This window comes from Microcella sp., assembly GCF_033763155.1.
Taxonomy (GTDB): Bacteria; Actinomycetota; Actinomycetes; order Actinomycetales; family Microbacteriaceae; genus Microcella.
Window position 1 is genome coordinate 1 of record NZ_JANRKZ010000109.1, and the last position, 3,517, is coordinate 3,517.

Here is a 3,517-nt window from a genome sequence, read left to right on the forward strand (position 1 = left end):
CGCCGAGATCGCAACGGCGATGCCCCAGTCAATGGCGATGGCGGCAATGCGGCGACCAAGTCGAGCAACCGAGCGTGAGCCGCTTTCGGGCAGGCCGAGACGCTGCCCCGGCCAATCGGGCGATGAGACCTCAGAACTGTCAGACACGCCCTCAGCCTAGAAGGCCCACACGGGCGTACACTGAGCGCGTGATCGACTACGTCGTCACGGGGCTAAGCGCCAACTCCGTGCCGTATTTGTCGGGTCTCGAGCAACAGCGTGCACTGCACGCTGCCGTCGCCGAGGGCCGGGCGCCCGATACTGTCATGCTTCTCGAACACGAGAGCGTCTACACAGCGGGCAAGCGCACCGAACCGCACGAACGACCCGTCGACGGCACCCCCGTCATCGAAGTCGACCGCGGTGGCAAGATCACGTGGCACGGCCCCGGTCAGCTCGTGGGGTATCCGATCATCCGTCTCGCCGACCCCATCGATGTCGTGCAGTATGTGCGCTGCCTCGAGGGCATGCTCATCGCCGTTCTCACCGACTTAGGCGTTGAGGGCGCGGGGCGCGTGGCCGGTCGAAGTGGAGTCTGGATGCGCGGCACCGACAAGATCGCAGCCATCGGCATTCGCGTGGCGCAAGGGGTGAGCATGCACGGCTTCGCCCTCAACTGCTCGAACACGTTCGACGCCTACAACTCGATCGTTGCGTGCGGACTTTCTGATGCCGGTGTCACCTCGGTGAGCCGCGAGCTCGGCCGCACGGTCACGCCCGAGCAGGTCATCCCTCTCATCGAGCGCCACTTCGGCCCGCTCGTCCACGACTTCGTCGGCGCTGCTGCGTCGCTGACCACCGCCTCGCAAGGAGCATCCGCATGACCATTCTTCCCCCCGCCTCGTCAACGCCGGCAACCCATCCCGCCGAGGGCCGAAAGCTCTTGCGTCTTGAGGTGCGCAACGCCCAGACGCCGATCGAGAAGAAGCCCGAGTGGATCAAGACGCGCGCCAAGATGGGGCCCGAGTACACCGCGCTGCGCTCGCTTGTCGGCGAACAGCAACTGCACACCGTCTGCCAAGAGGCGGGATGCCCGAACATCTATGAGTGCTGGGAAGACCGTGAGGCAACGTTCCTCATCGGCGGCAGCCAGTGCACCCGTCGCTGCGACTTCTGCCAGATCGACACCGGCAAGCCTGCGGACTACGACACCGACGAGCCTCGACGCGTCGCTGAATCGGTCGTGCAGATGAACCTGCGCTACGCGACCGTCACGGGCGTAGCCCGCGATGACCTGCCCGACGAGGGAGCGTGGCTGCACGCCGAGACCGTGCGCATGATTCACGAACTGAACCCGGGCACCGGTGTCGAGTTGCTGGCGACCGACTTCTCGGGAAACCCGGAATTGCTGCGCGTGGTGTTCGAATCGCGCCCCGAGGTCTTTGCGCACAACGTCGAGACCGTGCCGCGCATCTTCAAGCGCATTCGCCCGGCCTTCCGCTACGAGCGCTCGCTCGACGTCATTACCCAGGCCCGTGACTTCGGGCTCATCACGAAGTCAAACCTCATTCTTGGCATGGGCGAGACCCGTGACGAGGTGTCGCAAGCCTTGCGTGACCTGCACGAAGCGGGCACCGACATCGTCACGATCACGCAGTACCTGCGACCGAGCTCGCGCCACCACCCGATTGACCGCTGGGTCAAGCCCGAAGAGTTTGTTGAACTCAAGGCCGAAGCCGAAGAGATCGGGTTCTTGGGCGTGCTCGCGGGCCCGCTCGTGCGCTCCAGCTACCGGGCAGGACGCCTGTGGGCTCAGTCGATGGTCGCGAAGGGTCGCGAGATTCCTGAGTCGATGCGGGCGTTGGCCGACGCGTCGGCGGGATTCGCGCAAGCGGTCGGTTGAGCATCCGTCGACAGCGTGTTTCGCTCGTCGACAGCGCCGTAACATCCCCGAAACAAAGGGGACACTGACGGGAAATGCCCTGCGCCTAGTCTCGAGGCAGGCTGCGACTGCAGTCGTCCGGTACCAAGCTCAGGAGATCTGTCACATGTTCAGTGATTCTTCCGAGGTGCTGAAGTTCATCAAGGACACGGATGTCAAGTTCCTCGACATTCGCTTCACCGACCTCCCCGGTGTCCAGCAGCACTTCAACATCCCCGCCTCGACCGTCGATGAGGACTTCTTCACGGTCGGCCAGCTGTTCGACGGCTCCTCGATCCGAGGCTTCCAGTCGATTCACGAGTCCGACCTGCAGCTGATTCCGGACGTGTCGACCGCGTACGTCGACCCCTTCCGCACCGAGCGCACGCTCGTCATGGTCTTCGACATCTACAACCCGCGTAACGGCGAGATCTACGCTCGCGACCCGCGCCAGGTTGCTAAGAAGGCCGAGAAGTTCCTCGCGTCGACGGGCATCGCCGACACCGCGTTCTTTGCCCCCGAGGCCGAGTTCTACATCTTCGACGACGTTCGCTACGAAGTGAAGCAGAACACCTCGTTCTACTCGGTCGACTCGAGCGAAGCCGCATGGAACACCGCGCGCGCCGAAGAGGGCGGCAACCTCGCCAACAAGACCCCCTACAAGGGCGGCTACTTCCCCGTGAGCCCGGTCGACCAGCACGCTGACCTGCGTGACGACATCGTGCTGAAGCTCATGGAGGTCGGCCTCGAGGTCGAGCGCAGCCACCACGAGGTGGGCACCGCCGGCCAGGGTGAGATCAACTACAAGTTCGACACGATGGTCTCGGCCGCCGACGACATCTTGAAGTTCAAGTACATCGTCAAGAACACGGCCCTCGAGTGGGGCAAGGTTGCGACCTTCATGCCCAAGCCCCTCTTCGGCGACAACGGCTCGGGTATGCACACGCACCAGTCGCTCTGGAACGAGGGCAAGCCCCTGTTCTACGACGAGGCCGGCTACGGCGGACTCAGCGACATCGCGCGCTGGTACATCGGCGGCATTCTCAAGCACGCTCCGGCGATCCTCGCGTTCACGAACCCTTCGCTGAACTCGTACCACCGTCTGGTCAAGGGCTTCGAGGCTCCCGTCAACCTGGTCTACTCGGCCGGTAACCGCTCGGCTGCTATCCGCATCCCGATCACGGGCACCAACCCCAAGGCCAAGCGCATCGAGTTCCGCGCGCCTGACGCCTCGGGCAACCCGTACCTCGCGTTCGCGGTGCAGCTCATGGCCGGTATCGACGGCATCATCAACAAGATCGAGCCGCACGAGCCCGTCGACAAGGACCTCTACGAGCTTCCCCCCGAGGAGGCCAAGGGCATCCCGCAGGTTCCCGGTTCGCTCGAAGAGGCGCTCGTCGCACTCGAGAACGACCACGAGTTCTTGCTCGCGGGTGGCGTCTTCACCAAGGACCTCATCGAGACCTGGATTGACTACAAGCGAACGAACGAGATTCTGCCGGCCGCCCAGCGTCCGCACCCGTTCGAGTACGAGCTCTACTTCTCGGTCTAGGCCTCAGCCTCGATCGAGATAGCCACCACACCAGCGCGGGCCTCGCTCCTTCGGGAGCGGGGCCC

At 64.1% G+C, this 3,517-nt stretch carries 3 protein-coding genes and 1 pseudogene; 3 read left to right on the top strand and 1 reads right to left on the bottom strand.

The window, feature by feature from the left end:
* A pseudogene (locus tag SFU54_RS04990) lies at positions 1-147 on the bottom strand (RDD family protein); the annotation flags it as partial.
* A gap of 41 nt (positions 148-188) precedes the next feature.
* On the opposite strand from SFU54_RS04990, the gene lipB reads away from it, so the two are divergent.
* The 3 genes from lipB to glnA all read left to right on the top strand — a co-directional run bounded on the left by lipB (position 189) and on the right by glnA (position 3,452).
* Complete coding sequence (lipB, locus tag SFU54_RS04995; protein ID WP_319015197.1) at positions 189-863, top strand: lipoyl(octanoyl) transferase LipB; 675 nt, start codon at positions 189-191, stop codon at positions 861-863.
* Positions 860-1,882, top strand: coding sequence for a lipoyl synthase (lipA, locus tag SFU54_RS05000; RefSeq protein ID WP_319015198.1), 1,023 nt, complete (start codon positions 860-862; stop codon positions 1,880-1,882). The genes lipB and lipA overlap by 4 nt, the downstream gene beginning before the upstream one ends.
* A gap of 145 nt (positions 1,883-2,027) precedes the next feature.
* The gene (gene glnA, locus SFU54_RS05005; RefSeq protein ID WP_319015199.1) at positions 2,028-3,452 is read left to right on the top strand and encodes a type I glutamate--ammonia ligase; all 1,425 of its coding nucleotides are present in this window, start codon (positions 2,028-2,030) and stop codon (positions 3,450-3,452) included.
* The last annotated feature ends 65 nt before the right edge of the window (positions 3,453-3,517 follow it).